The sequence below is a fragment of the Actinophytocola sp. genome (genome assembly GCF_009379765.1).
Taxonomy (GTDB): Bacteria; Actinomycetota; Actinomycetes; order Mycobacteriales; family Pseudonocardiaceae; genus Actinophytocola.
The window spans coordinates 1-23,521 of sequence record NZ_WHTD01000095.1 but is presented as its reverse complement, the minus strand read 5'-3'; the positions used below and the strand labels follow the sequence as shown (position 1 = coordinate 23,521).

At 72.5% G+C, this 23,521-nt stretch carries 28 protein-coding genes and 1 pseudogene; 13 read left to right on the top strand and 16 right to left on the bottom strand.

All coding sequences use genetic code 11. From position 1 onward, the window contains the following. Positions 1–16: 16 nt before the first annotated feature. Together GEV28_RS26060 and GEV28_RS26055 are read right to left on the bottom strand one after the other, a co-directional pair. On the bottom strand, positions 17–1,540 hold the full coding sequence (locus GEV28_RS26060; protein ID WP_291414860.1) for a DUF1996 domain-containing protein: 1,524 nt from the start codon (positions 1,538–1,540) through the stop codon (positions 17–19). A 107-nt stretch (positions 1,541–1,647) separates the two neighbouring features. After that, on the bottom strand, positions 1,648–2,463 hold the full coding sequence (locus tag GEV28_RS26055) for a DUF4142 domain-containing protein (protein WP_291414859.1): 816 nt from the start codon (positions 2,461–2,463) through the stop codon (positions 1,648–1,650). A 261-nt stretch (positions 2,464–2,724) separates the two neighbouring features. On the opposite strand from GEV28_RS26055, the gene GEV28_RS26050 reads away from it, so the two are divergent. Next, positions 2,725–3,198 carry a sigma-70 family RNA polymerase sigma factor gene (locus GEV28_RS26050; protein ID WP_291414858.1) on the top strand — a complete coding sequence of 158 codons (474 nt, stop codon included), beginning with the start codon at positions 2,725–2,727 and terminating at the stop codon, positions 3,196–3,198. Positions 3,199–3,203: 5 nt separating this feature from the next. Then, positions 3,204–3,893: a hypothetical protein gene (locus tag GEV28_RS26045; protein ID WP_291414857.1), complete on the top strand. Its 690-nt coding sequence runs from the start codon at positions 3,204–3,206 to the stop codon at positions 3,891–3,893. Between the two features lie 63 nt (positions 3,894–3,956). Here GEV28_RS26045 and GEV28_RS26040 read toward each other — a convergent pair whose 3' ends face one another. Next, positions 3,957–4,877: an LLM class F420-dependent oxidoreductase gene (locus tag GEV28_RS26040; protein WP_291414856.1), complete on the bottom strand. Its 921-nt coding sequence runs from the start codon at positions 4,875–4,877 to the stop codon at positions 3,957–3,959. A 107-nt stretch (positions 4,878–4,984) separates the two neighbouring features. Here GEV28_RS26040 and GEV28_RS26035 point away from each other — a divergent pair, with 107 nt between their 5' ends. Next, positions 4,985–5,248, top strand: coding sequence for a hypothetical protein (locus tag GEV28_RS26035; protein ID WP_291414855.1), 264 nt, complete (start codon positions 4,985–4,987; stop codon positions 5,246–5,248). Positions 5,249–5,257: 9 nt separating this feature from the next. Here the strand turns inward: GEV28_RS26035 and GEV28_RS26030 are convergent, their stop codons facing one another. Together GEV28_RS26030 and GEV28_RS26025 are read right to left on the bottom strand one after the other, a co-directional pair. Continuing rightward, on the bottom strand, positions 5,258–6,478 hold the full coding sequence (locus GEV28_RS26030) for a D-arabinono-1,4-lactone oxidase (RefSeq protein WP_291414854.1): 1,221 nt from the start codon (positions 6,476–6,478) through the stop codon (positions 5,258–5,260). Positions 6,479–6,496: 18 nt separating this feature from the next. Then, complete coding sequence (locus GEV28_RS26025; RefSeq protein ID WP_291414853.1) at positions 6,497–7,006, bottom strand: TetR/AcrR family transcriptional regulator; 510 nt, start codon at positions 7,004–7,006, stop codon at positions 6,497–6,499. Between the two features lie 67 nt (positions 7,007–7,073). On the opposite strand from GEV28_RS26025, the gene GEV28_RS26020 reads away from it, so the two are divergent. Further along, on the top strand, positions 7,074–7,415 hold the full coding sequence (locus GEV28_RS26020; RefSeq protein ID WP_291414852.1) for a VOC family protein: 342 nt from the start codon (positions 7,074–7,076) through the stop codon (positions 7,413–7,415). Here GEV28_RS26020 and GEV28_RS26015 read toward each other — a convergent pair. Further along, positions 7,412–8,599: an aminoglycoside phosphotransferase family protein gene (locus GEV28_RS26015; protein WP_291414851.1), complete on the bottom strand. Its 1,188-nt coding sequence runs from the start codon at positions 8,597–8,599 to the stop codon at positions 7,412–7,414. The two genes, GEV28_RS26020 and GEV28_RS26015, sit on opposite strands and share 4 nt — an antisense overlap. Positions 8,600–8,644: 45 nt before the next feature. Further along, positions 8,645–9,406, bottom strand: a complete 762-nt coding sequence (locus GEV28_RS26010; protein WP_291414850.1) for a hypothetical protein — start codon at positions 9,404–9,406, stop codon at positions 8,645–8,647. A gap of 50 nt (positions 9,407–9,456) precedes the next feature. On the opposite strand from GEV28_RS26010, the gene GEV28_RS26005 reads away from it, so the two are divergent. Further along, positions 9,457–11,046 (top strand): NAD(P)/FAD-dependent oxidoreductase, encoded by a 1,590-nt coding sequence (locus GEV28_RS26005; RefSeq protein WP_291414849.1) that lies wholly within the window; start codon positions 9,457–9,459, stop codon positions 11,044–11,046. Positions 11,047–11,105: 59 nt separating this feature from the next. On the opposite strand, the gene yidC is transcribed toward GEV28_RS26005, so the two are convergent. Further along, on the bottom strand, positions 11,106–11,900 hold the full coding sequence (gene yidC, locus GEV28_RS26000; protein WP_291414848.1) for a membrane protein insertase YidC: 795 nt from the start codon (positions 11,898–11,900) through the stop codon (positions 11,106–11,108). An 84-nt stretch (positions 11,901–11,984) separates the two neighbouring features. Beyond that, positions 11,985–12,302, bottom strand: coding sequence for a DUF6412 domain-containing protein (locus tag GEV28_RS25995; protein ID WP_291414847.1), 318 nt, complete (start codon positions 12,300–12,302; stop codon positions 11,985–11,987). 92 nt (positions 12,303–12,394) lie between these two features. Here GEV28_RS25995 and GEV28_RS42545 point away from each other — a divergent pair, with 92 nt between their 5' ends. Next, on the top strand, positions 12,395–12,664 hold the full coding sequence (locus GEV28_RS42545) for a hypothetical protein (RefSeq protein WP_367115190.1): 270 nt from the start codon (positions 12,395–12,397) through the stop codon (positions 12,662–12,664). Positions 12,665–12,810: 146 nt separating this feature from the next. Then, complete coding sequence (locus tag GEV28_RS25990; protein WP_291414846.1) at positions 12,811–13,023, top strand: CsbD family protein; 213 nt, start codon at positions 12,811–12,813, stop codon at positions 13,021–13,023. Between the two features lie 113 nt (positions 13,024–13,136). On the opposite strand, the gene GEV28_RS25985 is transcribed toward GEV28_RS25990, so the two are convergent. Together GEV28_RS25985 and GEV28_RS25980 are read right to left on the bottom strand one after the other, a co-directional pair. Continuing rightward, on the bottom strand, positions 13,137–13,901 hold the full coding sequence (locus GEV28_RS25985; RefSeq protein ID WP_291414845.1) for a class I SAM-dependent methyltransferase: 765 nt from the start codon (positions 13,899–13,901) through the stop codon (positions 13,137–13,139). Positions 13,902–13,905: 4 nt separating this feature from the next. Then, positions 13,906–14,523, bottom strand: a complete 618-nt coding sequence (locus GEV28_RS25980; RefSeq protein ID WP_291414844.1) for a hypothetical protein — start codon at positions 14,521–14,523, stop codon at positions 13,906–13,908. Between the two features lie 185 nt (positions 14,524–14,708). Between GEV28_RS25980 and GEV28_RS25975 the strand changes: the two genes are divergently transcribed. Beyond that, positions 14,709–14,888 carry a hypothetical protein gene (locus tag GEV28_RS25975; RefSeq protein ID WP_291414843.1) on the top strand — a complete coding sequence of 60 codons (180 nt, stop codon included), beginning with the start codon at positions 14,709–14,711 and terminating at the stop codon, positions 14,886–14,888. 179 nt (positions 14,889–15,067) lie between these two features. Here the strand turns inward: GEV28_RS25975 and GEV28_RS25970 are convergent, their stop codons facing one another. Together GEV28_RS25970 and GEV28_RS25965 are read right to left on the bottom strand one after the other, a co-directional pair. Next, positions 15,068–15,472, bottom strand: coding sequence for an Lsr2 family protein (locus GEV28_RS25970; RefSeq protein WP_291414842.1), 405 nt, complete (start codon positions 15,470–15,472; stop codon positions 15,068–15,070). Positions 15,473–15,811: 339 nt separating this feature from the next. Next, positions 15,812–16,330 (bottom strand): GNAT family N-acetyltransferase, encoded by a 519-nt coding sequence (locus GEV28_RS25965; RefSeq protein ID WP_291414841.1) that lies wholly within the window; start codon positions 16,328–16,330, stop codon positions 15,812–15,814. A gap of 163 nt (positions 16,331–16,493) precedes the next feature. Here GEV28_RS25965 and GEV28_RS25960 point away from each other — a divergent pair. The 3 genes and pseudogenes from GEV28_RS25960 (at position 16,494) to GEV28_RS25950 (ending at position 18,748) form a co-directional block, all read left to right on the top strand. Continuing rightward, positions 16,494–16,962, top strand: a pseudogene (locus GEV28_RS25960) (protein-tyrosine phosphatase family protein). Then, a complete protein-coding gene (locus tag GEV28_RS25955) occupies positions 16,959–17,459 on the top strand; it encodes a DUF664 domain-containing protein (protein WP_291414840.1) in 501 nt (166 codons plus the stop codon). The pseudogene GEV28_RS25960 and the gene GEV28_RS25955 overlap by 4 nt, the downstream one beginning before the upstream one ends. Before the next feature lie 341 nt (positions 17,460–17,800). Next, entirely contained in the window at positions 17,801–18,748 is a 948-nt protein-coding gene (locus GEV28_RS25950; RefSeq protein WP_291414839.1) for a ScyD/ScyE family protein, read from the top strand. 48 nt (positions 18,749–18,796) lie between these two features. On the opposite strand, the gene add is transcribed toward GEV28_RS25950, so the two are convergent. Then, a complete protein-coding gene (gene add / locus GEV28_RS25945; protein WP_291414838.1) occupies positions 18,797–19,798 on the bottom strand; it encodes an adenosine deaminase in 1,002 nt (333 codons plus the stop codon). Positions 19,799–20,387: 589 nt separating this feature from the next. On the opposite strand from add, the gene GEV28_RS25940 reads away from it, so the two are divergent. Continuing rightward, a complete protein-coding gene (locus tag GEV28_RS25940; RefSeq protein ID WP_291414837.1) occupies positions 20,388–21,119 on the top strand; it encodes a lytic polysaccharide monooxygenase in 732 nt (243 codons plus the stop codon). Positions 21,120–21,190: 71 nt separating this feature from the next. Next, a complete protein-coding gene (locus tag GEV28_RS25935) occupies positions 21,191–21,760 on the top strand; it encodes a DUF305 domain-containing protein (protein WP_291414836.1) in 570 nt (189 codons plus the stop codon). Between the two features lie 242 nt (positions 21,761–22,002). Here GEV28_RS25935 and GEV28_RS25930 read toward each other — a convergent pair whose 3' ends face one another. Then, on the bottom strand, positions 22,003–23,160 hold the full coding sequence (locus GEV28_RS25930) for an FAD-dependent monooxygenase (RefSeq protein ID WP_291414868.1): 1,158 nt from the start codon (positions 23,158–23,160) through the stop codon (positions 22,003–22,005). Between the two features lie 115 nt (positions 23,161–23,275). Then, positions 23,276–23,521: hypothetical protein (locus tag GEV28_RS25925; protein WP_291414835.1), on the bottom strand; the 246-nt coding region annotated here is incomplete at its 5' end.

Below are 23,521 nucleotides of genomic sequence, written 5' to 3'. Positions count from 1 at the left end.
TAGCTCAGCGCCGACCTCAGCACCGACGGCCCTGGTTGATGCACCGCACGGCGCGGTTCATCAGGTTCTGGGGCATCACGTTGACGAAGTCGCCGTGGTCGGTGACCGGGTTGTGCTTCTCGTCCGGGAAGGCATCCAGGACGAAGAGGCTGCCGCGCGGCACGTTGAAGGTCAACCGCATCTGCAGGGCCGGGACGGCCTGCTGACCCTCGGCACACCGGCCGCGCGCGTCCGGGAACGTGATGTGGTCGCGGTGGTTGGCGCTGTCGATGTTCTGACCGTCCCAGCAGCTCGGGAAGTCCAGGATGCGCTGGACGGAGCTGCCGCGCGGGCAGAGCGGGTACTTCGTGGTGATCCGGTTCCCGAAGCCGGTGCAGGTCCACTTCGCGTTGGCGTTCGCGCCGCCGTTGGTGGAGGCCTTGGCGTCACCGGTGATGACCCGGATGAACTGCGGCATCGCGACGACCGGCCCGGTGGCGTTGCCGCGGAACTGCAGCTGCGCTCGTGCCGGCGCCAGGATGGTGCCCTGGTTGTGCGGGTTCTCCTCGTCGACGACCTCGTCCTGACCCTCGGCCGCACGGATGCGGATCACCGGCCAGTAGTAGGTCGACAGGTCACCTGCGCGGCAGGTGGTGCCCGACGTGGCCAGGTTCTCGTTGGTGGAGTTGGCGTCGGCGGTCAGGTTGCCCACGTAGTCGTGCGTGTGGTGGGCACCGTTGCGAATACCCGGCGAGGTGATGAAGTTGTCCGGGTTGCGGTGCTCGTTCTCGTTGTTGCCGCAGCGGGACTCGAACGTGCCGCGCGAGGCGCCACGGCCGGGCCGTGCGTCCAGGTTCACCGGCGCGACGTTGCGAATGTTGATGTAGTCCTCCGGCGCGGGGCCGATCGGGTCGTCGCACTCCTCGTTGCCGAACTCGTCCTCGACGTCCTCGGCGGGGGGCTCGGGGGCCTGCATCGGCGGCGCGTCACCGGCCTCGTCCGGGGCCGCGTCGGGGTCCTCACCGGCGTTGGGGTCGACCGGGGGAGCCTCGGTCGGGTCCGGGGGAACCTCGTTGTCCGCAGGCGCCTCGGCCGCGGGGTCCTCGGCTGCCGGGTCCTCAGCGGCGGGGTCCTCGGCCGCGGGGTCCTCGACGGGCTGCTCCGGCTGCTCGGCCGGCTCCTGGACGGGCTTGGGGTGGCGCGGGTGGGCGGCCGCCGGGGCGGTCATGCCCATCGGGTCACCTTCCGCGGGGTCCTCCATGCCCGGGTCTTCCGCACCGGGGTCTTCCGCACCAGGATCCTCCGCGCCCGGGTCTTCCATGCCCGGGTCCTCAGCTGGTGGCTCCTCCGCCGGTGGTTCCTCGGCCGGTGGTTCCTCGGCGGGGGCCGAGCTCTCCGGCGGCGCCGTCTCCTCGGGCGGCGCGGACTCCTCGGGAGGGGGAGCGGTCTCGCTCGCGGGCGGGTCCTCGGGCAGACACACCGGGTTGACGACGGGCGCGGCCTGCCGGGCGGATGCGTTGCCCATGATGCCGACGGCGACCGTGGTTCCGATGATCGCCATCGCGGCTACACCCGCGACCGTCAGGCGTCGCCGGGTACGGCGCTGCATCTGGTGTCGTGGCATGGTTTTCCTCGCTGTTTCGTTGCTTTTGTGGAAATGGCGCTCGGTCAGTTCGAGCGGAGCAGGCGCAGTAGTCCGAGGGTCGCGGCGAACTCGACGACGCAGATCGCGACCACGAGGCCCACGTTCACCCCACCGTCTGTCTCGACGGCTGCGGGCACACTGATCGCGGAGATGGCCTGGATCTGGGTACTGGGCGGCGGCACCGACGTCGCCGGTGGCAGCGGGGCCACCACCGGAATCGCGGGCACCCGGGTCGATGACGCCTCCGCGTCACCCACCAAACCCGTGCCCTCCACCAGATCCAGCTGCGTCTCGATGACACCGGCCGCCTTCTTCGCGAAGGTTCGGACGGCGTCGTTCGTGGTGTTGGCGCGAACTTCGGCGATGAGCGGGAACACCTCGCCGTGCGCGGCACGCAGCAGGGTCGTGAACGCCGCGTCGTACGCGGCACCGGACAACACGGAAAGCTCGGCCACCTGGCCGAGCTGCTCCTCGTCGGCCTTGTTCTGCACGGAGACACCGAGCTTCCCGGCAAGGGCACGGAGTTCCGCGTCGAGTCCGACCTGGTCCGTCGCGACGTGGTCGGCGAGCTCCCTGATCTCCGCGCGCTCAGCGCGTTGCCGGGCCTGTTGCCCGGCCGGGATCACGAGAACGTCGGCCTTCCGCATCGCGACAAGAAGTCGCTGGTCGGACTCGCTGACCTGCTGCGGGCTGCCAGGCGCCGGCGGCGAGGGCTGTACCGCCGCCGGCGTCGGCCTGCCTGCTGATAGGGGTTGTGCGGTCGCGACCGGCGCGGCCATCCACCCCAAGGTCGCGGCGGCGACCGGGGTGAGTAGCGCCAGTAGCGCCGCGAATCGCATGTGTTTTCCTTTCTGGGACAAGGAATTTCCTGAGACACCAGCACGTGCGGTCACCAGCAGATACGGAGATCGGGGAATCGCGGTTCAATCACGACGACGTAACAAGTGTGATCTGGGTCACTCGACGAACCCTGGTGCCGGGGTCCAGGATGTCTCCCCGTGAGCCGGCGTCCGACCCCTAGACGGGTAGCCGCTGGCGCGGAAGGCGTCTCGGACAGGACCGGGGGTGGTTTCCCGGACAGAGACGAGGCGCTGGTCAGGATGATCCACCGCGAGTTCGGTGGCGCACTGTTCGGTCATGTCCTGCGACAGACCGGAAACGACCGTCAGTGGGCCGAGGATGTCGTGCAGGAGACTCTGGTCCGCGCCTGGCGCAACGCAGATCGACTAGACCGCGAGCCAGGAATGTTGCGCGCGTGGCTGTACACGGTCGCGCGTCGCATCGTGATCGACGGGAGGCGTAGCCACAGCGCGCGCCCACGGGAGGTGGATGTGGCGCCCCTTGCGCTCGTACCGGTTCCGGACCGGTCCGAGCAGTCGTTGTCGGCCATGGTGGTGGCCGACGCGTTACAGGGCTTGCGCGCGGAGCATCGCGAAGCGCTGGAGGAGACATATCTTCGGGATCGGACCGTCAACGAGGCTGCAAGCGTCCTCGGGGTCCCACCAGGTACCGTCAAGTCGCGGGTGTTCTACGCGCTTCGCGCACTGCGCCGTGTGCTCCGGGAGGGGGAGTGATAACCATGGCCTCGGAGCACGTCGATGTGGGTGCCTACGTCCTCGGCATTCTCGACCCGCCGGACGAGGCGAAGTTCGCCGAGCACTTCGCCGGATGTGCGCTGTGCCGGGCCGAGTACCGCGAGCTCGCGGACCTGCCCCGGCTGCTCGACCAGATGAAGCCGGCGGAGCCGGTGGCCAGCGAGGACGCGCTGAAGGGCGCGCTGGCCGAGATCGCCTCCGACAGACGAAAACGCGGTAGGAACCTGTGGCTCGCGGCAGCCGCGGTCGGGGTGCTCCTGGTGAGTGTGCCGCTGATGGTGTGGGGTGCCGGGAACGACGGCGCGCCCCCGGTCGCCGGCCCGACGGTCACGGTGTCCGCACCGGCCGAGCCGAGCGACACCACGGCCGTCGCGGGTGCGCGTACGTTGACCGCCACGGACCCGGCCACCGGGGCGACGGCGATCCTCACCGTGGACGGCGACAACGCCGCCACGACGGTGGACCTGCGGCTGTTCGCGGTCGCGGGTCCGGCCAAGGGCGAGCTGACCGCGGTCACCCGCACGGGCCACCGCGAGCTGGTGACCCCGTGGGAGATGGGCGTCGACCAGCCGACCAGCTCCGAGCGAGGGACGGTCGACATCCCGATGCGGGAGATCGTCGGCTTCGAGCTGCGCCAGACCGACGGGCCGGTGAAGCTGGACTTCTCCACCTGAGCCACCCGAGGTGAACATGCCCCACCCGGCGCGAGGAGCGGTCGCGCCGGGCGGTTCGCATTCTCAGGTGAGCTGGGGGCGCACCTCGTTCGCGATGACGGCCAGGTGGTCCAGGTCGGCCATGTCCATGATCTGCAGGTACGCCCGCGTCGCGCCGGCCCCGGCGTAGCGGCGGAGCTTCTCGGCCGCCTCGGCCGGGGTGCCGGCGACGCCGTTCGCCTTCAGCTCGGCGACCTCCCGGCCCTGCGCGGCCGCCCGGCGGGCGACCTCCGCGTCGTCCTTGCCCACGCACGCGGTCACCGCGCTCGAGAACACCATGCCCGGGGACCGGCCGGCCGCCGCGAGCGCCGAGCGAACCCGCTCGAACTGCGCGGCGGCGTCTTCCACGGACGCGAACGGGGTGTTGAACTCGGTGGCGTGCTTGGCGGCCAGCTCCGGGGTCCTGGTCCGGCCCATCCCGCCGACGATGACCGGCATCGGCGACTGCGCGGGCTTGGGCAGCGCGGGCGAGTCGGCCAGCGTGTAGTGCCGGCCGTCGTAGGAGAACGTCTCGCCGACGGGAGTGGCCCACAGGCCGGTCACGATGTCGAGCTGCTCGGCCAGCCGCGCGTGCCGCTGCTCGGGGAACGGGATGCCGTACGCGGTGTGCTCCGCCTCGAACCAGCCGGCGCCCAGGCCCAGCTCGACCCGCCCGCCGGACATCTGGTCGACCTGCGCCACCTGGATCGCCAACACCCCTGGCAGCCGGAACATCCCCGCGGTCACCATCGTGCCCAGCCGGATCGTGCCGGTCTCCCTGGCCAGCCCACCCAGCGTCACCCACGCGTCGGTCGGGCCCGGGAGACCGGACGCGTCACCCATCGCCAGGTAGTGGTCGGACCGGAAGAACCCGCTGAAGCCGAGCTCCTCGGCGGCCAGCGCGAGCCGCAGCTGCGTGTCGTAGGACGCCCCCTGCTGGGGCTCGATCATGATGCGAAGGTCCATGCCGCAATACCACCACACGGCCGGCCACCCGATGCCGCGCGGCCGGCTGGGCGACGGGTGACCGCCGTCATACGCATACATTCACTCGACGGGGGTATCCGACCGTCATGGCTGAACGGGACGACACCAGGTCCGACGTGAACGGGCCCTCTCGCGGGTCGCTGGTCACGTTCCTCCTCCAGGACAAGGAAGGGGAGCGTTTTCGTATCGGCGAGGTCGTCGGGCCGCTCGAGTCGGACCCGGTGAGCGGCGATGTCTGGGTCGGCGTGCGCACCTCGCACAAGGCCCTGCGCCAGTCGGTCCACCTCGTGGCCACCTCGTCGATCGTGCACGTCACACCGCCCGGCGGCCGCGCGCGCGGCGCCGCCTGAGACCGGAGCTCAGCCGAGCACGCGGTCCAGGTAGGCGTTGCCGAACTTGTCGCTCGGGTCGTGCTCGCGGCGCAGCTCGGCGAAGTCGGTCCATCTGGGATAGAGCGGGGCCAGGTCCCGGGCGGTGGCGGTGAAGCACTTCCCCCAGTGCGGGCGCGCGCCCAGCGGCAGCAGCGCCGCCTCGATGTCCGGCAGTACGGCGAACACACCGGCCGGGTCGAGATGCCAGGTGAAGTGGACCGCCACCGCGTCGCGGCCGTGGGCGCCGGAGAGCCACAGCTCGTCCGCGGCGATCGTGCGGATCTCGGTCACGTGCAGCAGCGGCGCCACCCGCTCGCCCATCGCGCGCACGCGGGTGAGCGCCTCGACGGCCCGGTCGCGTGGCACCAGGTACTCCGTCTGCAGCTCCTCGCCGCTGCTCGGCTTGTGGCCCATCCGGAAGTGCGGCAGCCGGTCCAGCCACGGGCCCGGCACGCCGCCCTGCTCGGTGACCGCCTCGACCGACTCGCCGGCGATCATGTGCAGCGGCACCGGTGACGGCGAGGCGCCGTACACGTCCGCGGGCGGTGTCGTGTCCGTCGACTTCACCCAGACCTGCAACGGCCCGGTCCACGTCGTGAACAGGCTGACGCTGTACCCGCACGCAAGTACCGCGTCCAGGTCCGCGAGCACCGGCGCCCACGGCACGTCCGGGTACACGTCCTGCCGCACGGCGAACGTCGTCCGCACATCGAGCGTCACCCGGACCACCACGCCGAGCGCGCCCAGCGCGACGACGCTGCCGGCGAACTCCTGGTCGCCGCGGGAAGTCCGGCGCAGCGTCCCGTCCGCGCCGACCAGCTCGACCGCGGCCACCGAGGTGGACAGGCAGCCGTTGCGCACGCCCGAGCCGTGGGTCCCGGTGGCGACCGCGCCGCCGACCGAGATGTGTGGCAGCGACGCCAGGTTCGCCAGCGCGAGGCCGCGTTCCTCCAGGACCGCCGCGAGCACCCCGTACCGGGTGCCGGCCGAGACCGTGACCGTGCTTCCCTCGACCACCACGTCCGGTGGGAGCGCCTCCGGTGAGACGGCCACCCCCGCGGTGTCGGCGACGTCGTTGAACGAGTGCCGCGAACCGAGCGCGCGCACCCGCGGGTTGTCGGCCACCACCCGCTGGATCTCGGCGATACTCGCCGGCCGCACGAACTCGGTGGCCGAGTAGGTCAGGTTTCCCGCCCAGTTGCGCTCCACCCGGCGATCATGCCTTGTTCACGCCTTGGCCGGCAGCAGGTACGCGAGTGACGCGCGGGCCGTGCCGGCCGGTGTGCCGTCGGCGACCGCGAGCAGCGCCGCCCGCCAGGCCGCGGCCAGCACCGCGCCGCCCGCGGTGTGCCGCTGCGGCAGCAGGGACCGCAGCGCGGCGGCCACCGGGTCGGGCCGGTCGGCGACCACGGGCTCGGCGAGGATCCGGCAGACCCCGAAGTGCACGGCCGCGTCGAACGCGACCAGCAGTGCCGCCCGCACGCCGGCCCGGCCGCGCCCGGCGGCCGCCGCGGCGCCGGCCGTCCGCTCGACGAGCCGGGTCTCCATCTCCTGACGTACCACCAGGTACAGCCCGAGCTTGGACCCGAAGTGGTGGTAGAGCGCGCCGGTGGTGACGCCGGCCTTGGCCGCCAGCTCGGTGACCGCGACCGCGTCGTAGCCGGAGGTCTCGAACAGGTGCACCGCGGCGTCGACCAGCCGCCGCTTCGCCGTACCTGGCAGGGGAATCGCGTCCATCGCCGACCAGCGTAGCCCAGCGACGTAACCTGTTGACGGGATTCCGTAATCCGATTATGTTCCGGCCATGAAGCTGACGTTCCTGTACCAACCCGTGAAGGACCTCTCCGCGAGCGTCGCGTTCTACCGGGACGTCCTCGGCCTGGACGAGAGCTGGCGGGAGGGCGACACCACCGCGGCGTTCGCGCTCCCTGGCACCGAGGTCGAGCTGATGCTGGACGTGCCGCCGGAGGACGGCCCGGAGTGGGCCGCGGGCGGCTTCTTCGCCGTCGACAGCGTCGACGACTTCGCCGCCGCGCACTCCGACATCAACTGGGTGGGCGCGGTCATCGACGTGCCGGGCGGCCGGTCGGCGTCGTTCCTCGACCCAGCCGGCAACTGCGTCCACCTGATGGACCAGAGCGGCTAGCCGACCCAGGCGCTGGGGGCGGCGGCGACGCGGAGAGCCGCGCGGATGACGCTCGTCGGGTCGCCGCGGTGGTAGACGCGCTCGCTGGGTTCGATGCCGTCGAGGAACTCCTGGTACCGGACGGCGTAGCCGAGGTGGGCGAGCGGCTCGGCCACCCGGAGCGCGCGCCGAGGTCGCGCGCCGGGCCGGTGTTCGGTCCAGGCGTCGACCCACGCGCGGGCGGCGGCCGGGCGGGTCGGCGCGGCGAGGTAGTCGCCGGCGCGCAGGCCGTCGAGCACGGGGTTGCCGAGGTGCGCGTCGGCGAAGTCCAGGACGACCGGCGGGCCGCCGGGGGTCGCGCGCCAGTTGCCGGGGTGGAAGTCGCCGTGCACCACCGTGTCCGGGAGACCGCAGTCGTCGAGCTCTGCCCAGCGGTCGGTGAGCAGGCGGGCTCGCGCGCGCTCGTCGGCGGTGAGGTCACCGTCGACCGGGCCGTCGAGGAGTGCCCGTACCTGATCGGCGGCGCGGCGTCGGTCCGGCAGAGGGAGCCGCGCGCCGGCGAGCGTGGCCTGGACGGCGACGAACCGGTGGACGGCGCTCGCGACGGACTCCTCGGTGGCGTGCCAGCAGTCCTCGCCGGGCAGGTGTTCGAGGAGCATCCGGTGGTCGCCGGCGGCCAGCACCGTCGGGACGAGCGTGGGGTCGTGCCGGGCGAAGGCGGCGATGACCGCGGGCTCGTCGGTGGCGAAGTGCGGGGTGGACTTGAGCCAGACGGGCCCCTCGCCGGTGGGGAGACGGAAGAGGCCGGCGAGGTTCCAGGTCCGGTGCTGCTCGACGGCACCGGTCACCGGCCGGCCCCGCGCGGCGAGCTCCGTGCGGGCCCAGCTGAGCAACTCGCGGAGCCCTTCGGCGGTGGCCCAGGGCGAGCGGAACCGGTGCGGTGAAAGAAGGTCGCCGGGGTACGGCTCGAGGCGGCGGGTCGGGCGCTCGGCCTCGACGTGGTAGGTGACGTGCCCGTCCCGGCCGCCCTCGCCGCCGTCGACGTGCAGCAGCCGCAGGACGAGCACCGGAACGCCGAGCTCGCGCCGCAGGACCGCGACGACCTGGCCGACCTCCGCCCACCATGCACTGTCCACAGTGAACGGCCCGAGGGCGCCGAGGCGCTTCCGCCCGCAGGTGACCACCGCGCTGACCGTTCGACCCATGCGGCCCAGTGTGCGGACGCCGCCCGCCGGCCCGCGACCGAGTTTCTACGGCCACGTCCCGGCGATCGCCGCGACCGCCGCCGCGCGGCCGGCCGGGTCGGTGCGCAGGGCCGGCGCCAGCTCGAGGTGGAGGAACGGCGTCCCGCGCTCGGTGGCCGCGATGCCCTGCACGTTGGTCGTCCCCTCGAGCTCCCCACCCGCGTCGACCCACCCGGCGCAGACCCGGAAACCTTGTGCCACCAAGGCATCGCGCAACGCCTCGTGCGCGGGCGTGACCGAGCCGGCGCCGGCGGAGGCCACCGCGTCCACCCCGGGCAGGCTCGCCGCCGCGTAGCCGTGGACCTGCACCTCCGGCGCGGCCAGCGCCGCGGCCCACACGTGGAACATCGAGTCGGTCCGGTGCGCCACGTCGGCCGCGCCCCCGCCCGCGTGCCGGTGCGCCCCGGCCAACAGCAGCGCCGACCCGGGCACGGCGCGGAACAGCTCGAGCCCCAGCTGCGCGGTCCGCAGGTCCGACTTGGGATGCGGCACCTCCACGACCAGCCGCGGCGCGCCGTCGGGGAGGACGACCGCGCCCCAGGACCGCTCGGTGTCCGCCCCGTCGGCGACAAGCGTGTACGGCCGGCCGTCGCCCACGCCGGGCGACACCGTGAAACCGAGTGCCGCCAACGAGTCCGTCGCCTCGCCGGCCAGCACCGCGCGCAACCCCAGCACCCCGGCTTCGAGCTCGGCCGGCAGCGGTGGCCGGTACGGGTCGGCGGCCTGCATGTCACCAACCCTGGCCGACAGCCACTTCTGCAGTCCCACGCCCACCAGCCTGCCACCCCGGACCAGCGGCCACGCCGTACGTTGGAGGCGTGGATGGGTCCGATGTGGATGCGGTGGTCATCGGGGCCGGGCACAACGGCCTGGTCGCGGCCAACGTGCTGGCCGACGCCGGCTGGCGGGTGCTCGTGCTCGAGGCGGCCGACGAGCCGGGCGGCTCGGTCCGGTCCGCGGAGATCACCGCGCCCGGCTACCTGAGCGACCTCTGCAGCGCGTTCTACCCGCTCGCCGCCGCGTCGCCGGCCATCCTCGACCTGGAGCTCGAGCGCTACGGCCTGCGCTGGCGGCACGCGCCCGCCGTGCTCGCGCACGTCTTCCCGGACGGCCGGCACGTGCGCATGTCGCGGGACCTCGACGGCACGGCCGCCTCGGTGGCCACCTTCGCCGAGTCGGACGCCGACGCGTGGCGCGCGGAGTTCGCGTACTGGCAGCGGGTCCGCGACGACCTGCTCGACGCGCTCCTGCGCCCCTTCCCGCCGGTGCGGGCCGGCGCGCGGCTGCTGCGGTCGCTGGGTGCGGGGGAGGCGCTGCGGCTGGTCAGGATGCTGACGCTGCCGGTGCGTACCTACGGCCGCGAGCGGTTCGCCGGCGACGGCGCGCGGGTCCTGCTCGCCGGCAGCGCCATGCACACCGACCTCGGGCCGGACAACGCCGGCAGCGGGGTCTTCGGGTGGCTCCTGGCCATGCTCGGCCAGGAGGTCGGCTTCCCGGTGCCCGAGGGCGGCGCCGGCCGGATCACCGACGCGCTCGTGCGCAGGCTGTCCGCGCGGGACGGTCGGGTCGACTGCGGCCGGCCGGTCACCGGCGTGCTGGTCGCCGGCGGGCGGGCGGTGGGTGTGCGGGACGCGTTCGGGGAGGCGGTCCGGGCGCGCCGCGCGGTGCTCGCCGACGTGCCCGCGCCGGTGCTGTACCGCGACCTGGTCGGCGAGTCGCACCTGCCGGCGCGGCTCGTGGCGGACCTGGCGAACTTCCACTGGGACGACGGCACGGTCAAGGTCGACTGGGCGCTGTCCGGCCCGATCCCGTGGGCGGCTCCGGCGGTCGGCGAGGCCGGCACCGTGCATCTCGGCGCCGACCTCGACGGGCTGTCCGGGGTCGCCACCGACCTGGCGTGCGGCCGGGTGCCGCGCACGCCGTTCCTGCTGCTGGGCCAGATGACCACCGCGGACCCGACGCGGTCGCCCGCCGGCACCGAGTCGGTGTGGGCGTACACCCATGTACCGCGCGGCGAGCAGTGGTCGCAGACCCGGCTGCGGCGCCGCGCGGACCGGGTCGAGCAGGTCGTCGAGGCCCACGCGCCCGGGTTCCGGGACCGGATCGTGGGCCGGGCCGTCGCCGGACCGGCCGAGCTGCGGGCACACAACCCGAGCCTGGTCGAGGGCGCGATCAACGCCGGCACGTCGGCGATCCACCAGCAGCTGGTGTTCCGCCCGGTCCCGGGCCTCGGCCGCGCCGACACCCCGGTGGACCGGCTGTACCTGGCCGGCGCGTCGGCCCACCCGGGCGGCGGCGTCCACGGCGCGGCCGGCGCGAACGCCGCCCGCGCCGCCCTGGCCCGCGACGGCCGGCTGGGCACCGGCTACCGCACCCTGATCCAGACCCTGCACCGCGCCGTCTACTGACCCCGCGAGTCCAACGTTCCGGACCCGCGAGTCCAACACTCGGAACCCGCGAGTCCCTGTCAGGGCCCGTGCGGGCGCCGTGTCGCCTCCCGCTCGACCACCCCCGTCAGCACGTGCTGCTGGCCGAACGTCCACGCGTTCGTGGCGAGGACGTACAGCAGCACCGCGATCGGCACCGGGAAGAACGCGCCGGACACCAGGATGCCCACCGGCGCCAGGTACATCATCAGCCGGCTCACGGTCGCCACCTGCGGGTTCGCCGGCTCGGTCCGGCGCAGCGACGCGCGCATCGTCAGGAACGTCGCCACCCCGGCGAGAACCATCAGCGGCACGCCGACGGCGATCATGTGCGCCGTGGAGGTGCCGAACGCGACCAGGTCGGCCGTGGGCTGGCTGATCCAGTTGCCGAGCTTCGCGCCGAAGATGTCCGCGTTCAGGAACGACGTCACACCGGCCCGGTCGAACACGTGGTTCGACGTGGCGCCCGGGATGAAGTCACGCAGCACCCAGTACAGGCTGAGGAACACGGGGATCTGCAGCAGCGCCGGCAGGCAGCCGCCGAGCGGGCTGACGCCGTTGTCCGCGTACAGCTTCTGGGTCTCGCGCGCCAGCCGCTGCCGGTCCTTGCGGTACTTCGTGCGGAGCTTCTCCAACTGCGGGGCGAGCGCGCGGGTGCGGCGCGCGGACCGCAGCTGGCCGAGCGCGGGCCTGATCAGCAGCGCCCGCACGGTGAACACCAGGAACACCACCGCGAGCGTCCAGGCGAGCCCGCTGTCCGGCCCGAGCGGGCCGGCGAAGGCGGTGTGCCAGAACCAGAGGATGGCCGAGACAGGGTAGAGCAGGAAGTCGAACATGCAGCACTCCGAAATGCCATGAGGTGAATGTGGACATACGGAAACGGCTGCATGCCGAGGGAAACCGGCGTCAGGCCGGTCGGGTCACGCAGCCGTGCTGCGTGCTGTCGGTGCTCGCGGTCGGGTGCGGCCCGGCGCGTCCGGGTCGCGCAGCCGCAGGAACGCGGCCTGCCACGCGTACTCCCGCAGCCTGCCGGTGCGCACCCGCGCGGGCGCCGCACCGGGCACGAGGTGCACGAGCACCACGCAGGCGGTGGCGAGCCCCGCGGCGACGGCGAGACCCGCGGTGAGGGCGCCCAGCGGGCCGACCGAGCCGGCCGCGGGCAGCACCACGAAGAGTGCGGGCAGCAATACGGCCAGCGCAACGCGCAGCCGCAGCCCCAGCTCACTCCTCGTCACCACGCCACGACAGTACCGCGTTACCTACCCGCTCCGGCCTGGACACTAGGTAGCCCGTACCGGTTCGGCGCACCGTCGCGGGCCCATGGAACGTCCTGGTCCCACTGGCGACGCACTGGCGCCCGGACCTGGTGGTGCACGAGCCGTCCGAGTTCGCCGGTGCGCTGGCCGCGGCGTGCACGGCACGCGGCACGCGGTGCACGGTCTGGGCTCGTGGGCCCCGGGACCTGGGTAAGCACGAGCACCGCCGGCAGCGTGGCGGTCCGCCGGGCCACGACCAGCACGGTCGGCGTCCCGCCGGCTCCCTCCTACCGTGGCGGCCCCCGGTTGTCGGCGGTCGCGGTGCCGCCGTGACGGACCTGTGAGATGGACCTCGTGGCCGGTCTCGACCACCGCCGCGCGGTTATCACCCGGGTGATATCGGCTCGGGCAGGTTTGGCCTGGTCCAGGACCGGGCAGCCAGGGCGTCAGGCGGGACCCAGCGGGGTCCGGCAGGGGAGAGGAGAGCGGGATGGGCATTTTCGACAAGGCCAAGGACAAGGCCGAACAGCTGGTCGGCGAGGCCAAGGAGCGCCTCGGCCACGCGACCGACGACGAGGACCTGGAGGACGCCGGCAAGCGCGACCAGCTGAGCGGCGAGGCCAAGGAAGCCGGGCACGACCTGCGGGACAAGGCGGCGGGCACGATGGACGACGCCAAGGATCGGCTGCAGGGCGACAAGTAGCCGGAGTGCGCCGGGCGCGGGAGTGCGTCGCCCGGAGATACGGACACCGGTGAAACCACGGAGGTCGGCGGAGTGTCCCGCCGGCCTCCGCGCACTGCTCCCTCTACGGGCTCTCACCGCGCCTGGGCGACGACGACGGGTTGGTAGTAGCCGGACTCATCGGGAAAGAGCCATCGGACGTCCGCGAAGCCGGCTGTCGACAGCGCGGCGGTGAGCTCGTCGCGCAGCAGTGCCCGGTAGGTGGTCGAGCGGACCGCCGCCGCCCACTCCGGACCTTCGCGGCGCAGGCAGAACACGTGGATCTCGACGGTCCGGTGGTCCGCGGACCACTGCCAGGCCTGGCCCACGATCCGCCGCCGGCCGTCCACGTCGTGCACCGCGGGCATGACTCCGGCCACCTGGTCGCGGACGATCGCGTCGTAGTCCCTGGTGCTGGCCAGGAACAGCCCACCCGGGTCGAGCAGGCCGCGGATCGAGCGCAGCGCCGCGGCGAGGTCGGCGTCGGTGAGCAGGTGCGGCAGCGAGTTGTCGCACGAGACGACCGCGTCGAACGGCCGGTCCGCGGGCGGGAGCGCGCGGACGTCGGCCACCGACAGGGCGAGCTCGATGCCGCGGTCGCGGGCCTCGGTCCGGGCCCGCGCGACGGCCGCCGCGCTGAGGTCCGAGCCGGCCACCCGGAACCCTTGGGCGGCAAGGGGAAGTGCTTGGGTGCCGATGCCGCAGGTGCAGTCCGCCACCCGGGCCGGCGGGTGGATCCCGTGCCGGCGCAACAGCTCGCCGAGCACGTCACCCTGGTGCTGGGCACTCGCCCACCAGTCGCGGAACATCAGGTGGTAGTCGCCCGCGAGGTCGCCGTAGAACGTGCGCGGGTCGACCACCGCGCTACTTCCCCGACGGTGGGGCCACGTGCGGCAGCAGCACGGCCACCCCGGCGATCTGGTCGAGGAGGGCGTCGCTCTGCCGGCCGGTCACCGGCTCGGCCTCGGCCACCACGGCGAGCGTGCCCTGCCGGCGGGAGCGGTAGTGCTGGCCGGACAACCGGACGTCCGGGATGCCGGCGGTCGCGCCGGGCAGCGGGTTGATCTGGCCGGTGCCCCAGATGTCGTCGATGCGCCGGAACTCGCTCGCCTGCGCCGGGGTGGGGAAGTCGACCCAGGCGACGGCGACCGCGATGGTGCCGCCGCGCGAGTCGCGGATGGTGAACAGCAGCCGGTCCAGCGTCCGGCACGGGGTGCGAAGCAGGTAGTCGCGCACCTGCCCGTGGGCGTTGGCGGCGCAGTCGGTGTCGCGGCGGCGCCCGCTCGGGCCGGCCTGCATGCCCATGGCCTGGGACGCGGCGACGAGGTCGCCGCGCTGGGCCGCCGCCTGGCTCGCGGGCAGGCCGCTCGCCGATGCCGGGGTGGTCGTGCCGGGCGCGGCGTCCTGCTCCTCGCCGGCGTTGGCGACGACGAGGGCGAGCACGGCGGCCCCGAGAACGAGGCCGCCCGGCCGCTTGGCCACGGTTGGTCCTCCCGTTGGTCCTCCCGTCCCTTTGTATCCGCCGACTGCGGCGGGTCGCGACGTAGTCGGGGACAAAGGGTCCGAATGGCCGATCGGCAACTGCCGACAACTCGCGAGTAACAACGGTGCCCGGTTCCACGACGTATCGTGTCGTGGAGGGTACGGAGGGAGAGTTTGCGCAGCTCATGGCGCTGTTCGCGGCATGGCGGGCGGACATCGACGCGGAGCCGTTCGCCTACGCCGAGCACGATCTCCTGCGCTACTGGCGACGGCCGGAGTGCGTGCGCCTCGACCACCGCATCCGGCTGACGTTCACACCGTGCCCACCGACCGCGACCGGGTCGAGGCCACCCGCCCCGCGGTGACCGGTGTTCCGTGGGGATTCGTCGCACGATGTGGTCGGTCGCACGATGTGGTCAGAGTGGTGACCGAGCGGAAGCGGTGTGTGGCGGCCGTCAAGGATTCCGGCCGCCACATCTGGTAACCGCGCGACCGCCGTCGGTGGGGGTCATCGACCTGCCCTTTCTTCCTGACTGAGAAGAATTCAGCTCTTCTTCGCGCGGGAACGCCGCTTCGGCGCGCCGTTGGTGGTCGCCTTCGTCTTCTCGTCGGCCTGAGCCTGGCGGTAGGACTCGGCCACGTGCGAGGGAATGCGGCCGCGCGCGGCCAGCTCGATGCCGTTAGCCTGGGCCCATTCCCGAATCTGGCCGGCGTCGTTGTTGGCCGCGCCGCCTGTGCCGCCCGGCCGCCCGCCACGCCTCACCCGACCGCCCGTCCGGCGGGCCGAGCCGACGTAGTCAGCCAGGACGTCGCGAAGCCGATCTGCGTTGGATTCGGTGAGATCGATCTCATATGTCACTCCATCCAGCCCGAACTGGACAGTGGTGACGTCGTCCGAGCTCGTGCCGTCCAGGTCGTCAATGAGCTGGACAAGTACCTTCTGTGCCATGGTTGTGCTCCCGTTACGGTGGTGATGCATGCAGACCAGGTGGTTTGTTAGTGCGCACCGTATCCCACGGGAGCCCGTCATGTCATGAGTTGATCTGCGAACTCAACTTGCGAAATGGTGAATCTCTCGTTCGAGGAAATCAATTCGTGACTGTGGCGTCGCGCCCATGGCCCCGACGATGTGTGCGATCGTACTCGACCTCGCCGTGGGGAGACTTTTCCGCGCGTCCCCGAATCGGGTGTGTCGGGGCAGTGGATGTCGACCCGTCCGGATATCGGCCGGCCGGTATCCAGTCGCCGAGGGTGCGCAGTTCACCGGTGGTCCGCCGGTGAGGTCCACTCAGGACGCGGATAACAGGTCCAGCCGGTAGGTGAGCGCCACCAGGTCACCGCCGACGGCGTAGTGGTCGGACACCGATATGTCCCAATCCGGCGCACGCTGGTAGCCGAGGTGCTCGTACAGCCGGATCGCGTCGGGCATGAAGCCGAACGTGTGCAGGCTCAGCGCCGCGGCCGCGCCCGAGGCGAGACGGGTGCAGTGGGCCATGAGCGCGCGGGCGACGCCGTCCCGCCGGGCCGGCGGGTGCACGGCCACCCCCCGGACCCACGCCCAGTTCTCGGGTAAGGGCACCTCCTCGACCTTGCCGGCAGGGTAGTAGCGGGCGGTGCCGACGATCCGGTCGTCGGCGAGCGCGACCAGCGTGCTGGCCCGGCCCGCCGACACGTCGATGTCGACGAGATCGTGCACGTAATGCTCGAACAGGGCGGCCGGCATCTCGCCGGCGTACTGCCCGTAGGCGGTGGTGAGCAGCGCACGGATCTCGTCGTGCTCAGCGGGATGGGCCTCGCGGACGTTCATGCCGCTGTTCTACCAAGTGCCACCGACAAAAGGCATCGGCAGTGCGGTGTGGACGTGGTTGGTGCGGGCCGGGTGCAAAAGGCGAATGGGGAAGTGCACAGTGGTGATCGCTGCGAGCTGAACCGCTCGCGCCCGTGGTGGCGCCGCGGGCATGCTGGGCGGCATGACGACCACCCGACTGGACGGGGCCATCCGGCTGCCCGACGGCGCCTGGGTCCGGGGGCGGGGCCTGCGCGACCCGGCTCCGCAAGGGCCGGCGCCCGACTTCGGGCTGTACCTGGGCTCCAGGCGGCTCTGGCTGCGGCACGGGCCGGACCTGGCGTGGCCGCAGCGGTGGATCGACTGGCCGGACTTCCTGCTGCCGGTCCACCGGGGCCGGGCCGTCGAGCAGATCCGCGCACGAGCGGGCCCGCGGGGGCGAGCGGGTCGAGGTCGCGTGCGATGGCGGGGTGGGGCGGACCGGCACGGTCCTCGCCTGCCTCGCCGTGCTCGCCGGGGTTTCCGCGGCCGAGGCCGTCCCGTGGGCGCGGGCGAACTACCACCCGCGGGCCGTCGAGACGCCCTGGCAGCGGGCCTGGATCCGGCGCTTCCCCGCGCCGCCTCCCACGGGCGGCGTAGCGTCGGGCGGGTGACGACTGCGGAGCTGCTCACCGACGCGTTCGGCCGGATCCACGGCATTGTCCACCGGGTGGTCGGCGGCCTGTCCGCCGACGAGCTCACCCACCGGGTCGGCGGGGAGGCCAACTCGATCGCCTGGCTCGTGTGGCACCTGACCCGGATCCAGGACGACCACATCGCCGACGTCGCCGGCACCGAGCAGGCATGGACGGCCGACGGCTGGGCCGAGCGGTTCGGCCTGTCCTTCGACACGGGCGACACCGGCTACGGGCACAGCTCGGCCGACGTCGCCGAGGTGCGGGTCGAGGCCGACCTCCTCGCCGGCTACCACGACGCCGTGCACGAGCGGACCGTCGCCTACGTCAAGGGCCTCGTCGACGCCGACCTCACCCGCGTCGTCGACCGGAACTGGGATCCGCCGGTGACGCTGGGCGTGCGGCTGGTGAGCGTCGTCTCCGACGACCTGCAGCACGCCGGTCAGGCGGCGTTCGTGCGCGGCCTGCTTCACTGACGGTCACCACCGGGTGACCACGCGCTCGCGAACCGAAATTCGCCGGATGGTGTTGCATCCGGCGAAAATGAAATGGTGAACGCCCCGCAACGACATAAGGCATGCCCTCGACCCCCTATTGAGCTCCTTTGTGGAGTTTGCAGTCATGGGGGTTGTTCGATGAAAGGTATGCCTATGCGTGCCAAGCGTTCTCGACTTGCCGCGGGTCTCGTCGCGGTCGGCACGGTGTGTTCCGTCCTGGTCACGCCCGGCGTGGCCCAGGCGCATTCCGGGATGACGACTGTCGTGGGTGGACTCGACAATCCACGTGGTCTCACGATCGGCCCGGACGGTCACTCTACGTGGCCGCGGCCGGCCGCGGTGGCCCCGCGCCGTGCTTCCCGGGACCGGAGGGCCCCGAGGTGTGCTTCGGCACGAGCGGCGCCATCAGCAAGATCAGCCACGGCCGGGCGTACCGGGTCGTGAAGGGCCTGCCCTCGATCGCGGAGGCGGGCGGCCTCAACGCCATCGGACCGTCCGATGTGTCCGTCCGGCACGGCGACCGGTACTTCACGGTCGGGCTCGGCGCCGATCCCGCGATCCGCGCGAACCTGCCGCGGGTCGGCCAGCAGGCGTCCGGCTGGCTGCTGCGCGACAAGAGGCACGGCGGCTGGCGGCAGGTCGCCGACGTCGCCGGCTTCGAGGCCGAGGCCAACCCGGACGGCGGGCTGCCGGACGGCAACCCGCAGTCGGTGCTGGCGACCGGCGACGGCCGGATCGTGGCCGACGCCGGCGGCAACTCACTCGTGCGGGTGTCCTCGCGCGGCAGAGTGTCGACGGTCGCGGTCTTCCCGGACCAGATGGTCGACGCGCCGCCGTTCCTCGGACTGCCGCCGGGCACGAAGATCCCGAGCCAGGCCGTCCCGACCTCGGTCGTGCGCGGTCCGGACGGGGCGTACTACGTCGGCACGCTGACCGGGTTCCCGTTCCAGCCCGGGTCGGCCCGCGTTTTCCGAGTGGTGCCGGGCAAGGCGCCGACGGTGTACGCGAGCGGCTTCACCAACATCATCGACATCGCCTTCGGGCCGGACGGCAAGCTGTACGTGCTCGAGATCGCGCACAACGGCCTGCTGTCGGGTGACCCGACCGGCGCGCTGATCAGGGTGGGCCGGGGCGGCTCCCAGAAGATCGTGGCGAGCGCGGGCCTCACCGCCCCGGGCGGCCTCGCGATCAAGGGCCGGTCGGCCTATGTGTCGAACTGCGGCACGTGCGCCGGCACCGGTTCGGTCGTGCGGATCCCCTTGCACTGACCGGGGTACGCGGCGCCCGGCCGGCACCTGCCGACCGGGCGCTGTCCGTCACCGACCGATCGCGTCGATCTCCTTGAGCAGCACGGACTTTCGCGCGTCGTCGAGGAACGAGGCGTGCACCGCGTTGCGGGCCAGCTGGGTCACCTCGGCCTTGGTGAGGCCGAGGGTTTCGGCCACCGCCAGGTACTCGCCCTCCAGGGTGGTGCCGAACATCGGTGGGTCGTCGGTGTTGAGGGTGACCACCAGGCCGTGGTCGAGCATGCGGCGCACGGGATGCGCCGCGATGGACGCCACCTGCCGGGTGCGCACGTTGGACGTCGGGCACACCTCGACCGGGATGCGGTGCTCGGCAAGGTAGGCCAGCAGCGCCGGGTCCGCCGTGGCCGACGTGCCGTGGCCGATCCGCTCCGCGCCCAGGTCGTGCACCGCCGACCACACCGTGGCCGGGCCGGTGGTCTCGCCCGCGTGCGGCACACTGCGCAGGCCGGCCTCCCGCGCCGCGGTGAAGAACGGCGCGAACCGCGCCCGGCCGACGCCGATCTCCGGCCCGCCGAGGCCGAGGCCGACGAGCCCGGCCGGCCGGTTCCGCAAGGCGAACACCAGCGTCTCCCGGCCGGCCGTCACCCCCTTCTCGCCGGGGATGTCGAAGATCCACGCGAGGTCGACGCCGTGCCGGGCGGCGGCCGTGGCGCGCCCGGTGGTGAGCCCGGCCAGCAGCTCGTCGCCCGGCATGCCGTCGACGATGTGGTTGTACGGGGTGACGGTCACCTCGGCGTAGCGGACGTTCTGCCGCGCCAGCTCGGCCGCGAGGCCGGTGACCAGCATGGCGATGTCGTGCCGGTCGCGCATCATCGACTGGACCGCCCAGTACACCGTGCGGAAGTGGTCGAAGTCGCGGAAGGTGTAGAACCGCGTCAGCTCGGCGCGGTCGGTGGGCACGCCGGCCTCGGGGTGGCGCCGGGCCAGCGCCAGGACGGTGTCGACGCCGGCCGACCCGACGAGGTGGACGTGCAGCTCGACCTTGGGCAGGGCGTGGATGAGCTCGCGCATGGGTGTGCTCCCTGGACGAAGTGACGGAGGTGTGCGAGGTGGACCGGGCGACTCAGGGAGCGAGGTCGCCGCGTTCGGTGTCACTGCCGTAGAGCGGCAGCTTGAACTCCGTCACCCCGTCACCCTAACCGGACCCGGCAACCGGCACCCCGTGTCGCCCCTTCACGTCGGCGTGTCACCCCCTCACGTCGTCGTGTCGTCTCTTCACGTCGCTGTGTCGCCCTTTCACGTCGCTGACCCGACTCGGTGCGGCGTAGCGCGGGCGCGCGGCACCGCGAAGGGCTCGCCGCATGGCAACGCCACCGGGCGACACGTCTACGTGGCTGGACGACTCGTCTACGTGGCGGGTCGACACGGCGTCGCCACGGGGCGACACAGCGACGTGAGGGGTCGACACGGCGACGTAGCGGGGCGACACGGCGACGTGGGGGGTCGGCACGGCGACGGTGGGGGCGACGCGGTCGGGCTGGTGGCGGGTTTGTCGGCTATGACGCCCTGCGACCGCTTGACTACGGAGGAAATATGGTCTAGACCATAGATGTGGTCTGGACCACATCTCCGGAGTTTTCCCTGCATCCCGGGAGATGACATGAGTCTGAAACGAAGAATGGCCGTGCTCGCGGCCGCCGTCGGCCTCGCCCCGCTGAGCCTGGTGATCCTGCCGGCGGCCACGGCCAGCGCGCACGGCTACATCTCGACGCCGCCGAGCCGGCAGGCGCAGTGCGCGCAAGGAACCGTGTCCTGCGGTGACATCAAGTACGAGCCGCAGAGCGTGGAAGGCCCCAAGGGGCTGCGCAGCTGCAACGGCGGGGTCGACCGGTTCGCCGAGCTCAACGACGACAGCAAGCCCTGGCGGGCCACGTCGGTCGGCAGCACGGTGACGTTCACCTGGACGTTCACCGCGCGGCACGCCACCCAGAACTTCGAGTACTTCCTCGGCAACACCCGGGTGGCCGTGTTCCCGCTCAACAACCAGCAGCCGCCGCCGACGCTGTCGCACACGGTGGACCTCGGCAGCGCGTCGGGCCGGCAGAAGCTGCTGGCGGTCTGGAACGTCGGCGACACGGTCAACGCGTTCTACTCGTGCGTCGACCTCCAGATCGGTGGCGGAGGCGGAGACCCGCCGCCGACCGACCCGCCGCCGACGGACCCGCCACCCACCGACCCACCGCCGGACGGTGGCACGTGGGCGGCCGGCACCGCCTACGCGGTCGGCGCGCAGGTGACCTACGGCGGGCAGTCCTACCGCTGCCTGCAGAGCCACACCGCGCTGCCCGGCTGGGAGCCCTCGAGCACCCCGGCGCTGTGGCAGGCCCTGTAGGACGAGCCGGCCGGCCCGTGGTTTCCCCAGCGGGTCGGCCGGTAACCAGGCCGGCAGACGGGAGGGTGCTCATGAAGCGTCTCCTGCTGGTTGCCGCCGTGCTGTTGCTCGCGGGCTGCGGCACCCCGGTCACCGCGACCACCGGCACGGTCGAGAGCGCGCCGCCGCTTCCCGGCAACTTCAACGACACCGACGTGATGTTCCTGCAGATGATGGTCCCGCATCACGAGCAGGGCGTGCGGATGGCGCGGTTGGCGCAGACCCGGGCGGCCGCTGTCGAGGTCCGCGACCTCGCCGCGGCGGTCGTGGCCACCCAGACCGACGAGGTCGAGGACATGACGGCCTGGCTGCGCGCCTGGAACCAGCCGATCGAGGCCGATCCCGACGCGCACGCGCACGCCGGCCACGGCGGGATGAGGATGACCGACCCGGCGGTGGTGGCGTCCCTTGCCGACACCCCGGCCGCGGCGTTCGACCGGACGTTCCTGAACCTGTTCACCGGCCACCAGCACGGTGCGGTGGAACTGGCCCGCATGGAGACCGGCGACGGCAAGGACCCACAGGCCAGGGAGCTGGCGTCGCGGATCGTCGAGTCCCGCACGGCGCAGGTCCGGCAGATGGCGCGGCTGCTGGACACCTAGTGTCGCGTGACCCTGAAACCTTTACGCCGCTGCGGCCAACAGCGGCCCCTGTCTGTGTTACGACGTTGGAGAAACGCCCAAGTACATCCAGTACGAGCGGCTTTCCTCCGCCTTGCCAGGAACCACGTGGATCCACAGCGGACGCAAAGGAACAGGATCACGCGACACTAGCCACGGCAGGTGGACGCCGAACCGACCGGTGAGGGCACCGGTCGGCTCGGTCTGTGCCCGCGTAGGCCGGCTCAGAACCGGTAGTCCTCGAGGTCGATGTCGGTCGCGAACCTGTCGGTGAGCCTCAGCATGAGGCGCAGCAGGAAGCGTGACGTGAAGGTCCAGTTCCGCAGGCGCATCCTCAGCCTGGTCGGCGGGGCGAGGAACGGGCCCGCACTGCCCTGCTTCGAGATCTTGGCGTAGCCGCGGAACTTCTCCTCGTACTGCCGGAACGCGACGCGGTGGTCGCCGCCGGCCGCGCGCAGCTCGCCTGCCAGGACGTAGGCGCCGACGATGGCGAGGCCGGTGCCGAAGCCGCCGAGCGTGTTGCCGTACGCGGCGTCGCCGAGGAGCACGACCCGGCCGGTGGCGTAGCGGTCGACGACGACCCGGCTCAGCGAGTCGAGGTAGATGTCGCTCGCCCGCGGGACCGTGGCCATCAGCTCGGGCAGCCGCCAGCCGCCGCCCTTGTAGGCCGCCATGAGGAGCTTCTTCTGCTGCTCGGGGTCGTAGCGGTCGTAGCTGAGCGGCTCGGAGGCGAAGACGAAGAACGCCGGTGCCTTGGGGCCGCCGACCGCGGCCATGCGGCCGGGCTCGTTGTACATGACCGCGGCGCCGTCGTTGTCGCCGTCGGTCCCGCCCAGGTCGGCGAGCGCGTAGTAGTAGCCGAGGTGGCGGACGTAGTCGCTCTCCGGGCCGAACGCGAGGCGGCGGACGTTCGAGTGGATGCCGTCGGCGCCGACGACGAGGTCGAAGGTGCGCGGGGCGCCGCGCTCGAACGTGACGTGCACGCCGCTCGCGGTCTCGGTGAGCGAGGTGATCGAGTCGCCGAAGACGTACTCGCAGGTGTCCTTGGTGCGCTCGTACAGGAGCTCGGCCAGGTCGCCGCGGCGGATCTCGAGCTCGCCGCCGGTGAACTCGCCGGGGATGACCGCGAGAGGCTTCTCGTCGGCGTCGATGACGGTCTGGTCGTGGCCGCCGGTCTGGCGCCGGCGCACCTCGTCGAGGATGCCCATGCGCTCGAGAACGGTGCGGTGGGTGGCGCCCTTGAAGTCCACGGCCTGGCCGCCGGGCCGCGGGGTGGCCGCCTTCTCGACGACGGTGACCGTGCAGCCGTAGCGGGCGAGCCACAGGGCGAGGGCCGGGCCGGCGATGCTCGCGCCGGAGATGAGGACCGTGGTGTTCTTCATGCCGTTCATGGCCAGAAGGCTCGCCGGGCGCGTTGTCGGTTCGCTGTCGGTTCGCTGACAGCCCTTGGGCCGGCTGTCAGGCTTCCGTCAAGTCGCCCGATCCCGCGAGTCCCCGTCAGCGGTCGGGGTGGAGGGTGGCCAGGGCCTGGTCGGGGGTCATCGCGGCGCCGCGCGCGTAGGCCTGCGCGAACGCTTGCGCGCCGGCGAGGTCGCGGGCGGCTGCGGCGACCCGGGCCACGTCCGGGTCGCCGGTGAGCGCGGTGCCCCGCAGTGCGACCGCGACGCCGAGCAGCAGCGCGGCCCGCTCGGCGCCGTCGGTGAGCAGGGCCGCGCCGGCCAGGCCCTCCACCGCGCCGGCCAG